Genomic DNA, 602 nt, shown 5'->3' on the forward strand with positions numbered 1-602 from the left:
AGCCTGGTCGGTGTCGAACGGCCCTGGGGCCGCGATGCCCCACACGTCGAGCGGGCCGACGGCGCAGGCCCCACCCGGTGGACGCTGCCGATCGACGAAGCCGACGTGCGCTACCTGGCCGACCACCTGTTCACCGCCTGCCTGCTGGTGACCGCCACCGTCACCGGGATGCGCGAGTGCGAGCTGATGGAACTGCGCACCGGCTGCCGCCGCCCACCCGCCGAGGATGCCCTCGGCCGGCACCGGCTGGCCGGCACCCTCGTCAAAGGCCAGCCCCTCGGCGGAACCCGCGACGAATGGGTCGTCATCGGCGAGGTCGACCACGCCATCGCCGTCGCCGAACGGCTCCACAGAACTGAGCGCCGCGGCGGTGACCTGCTGTTCGGCCGGTTCGACTTCCCCTCCCGCTACCAGCACCTACGCGGCTGGGTGAACGGGCCGGCCGGCCACCGGCTCGGCCTGGCCCCCATCCCCGACGACCCGGTCAACCCGCGGATGCTGCGCCGCACCCTCGCCCAGGAACTCGCCTACCGACCCGGCAGCCTACTCACCACGAAGATCCACTTGAAGCATGTGCCGGTGGCCACCACCGAGGGCTACGC

1 protein-coding gene is annotated in these 602 nt (G+C 72.4%); it reads left to right on the forward strand.

The features are described 5' to 3' along the window. Positions 1 to 602, forward strand: a 602-nt coding sequence (locus tag AC08ON_RS10835) for a hypothetical protein (protein WP_476616890.1), incomplete at both ends; no start/stop codon positions are given.

It is taken from the genome of Frankia sp. CoWAU3 (genome assembly GCF_977971855.1).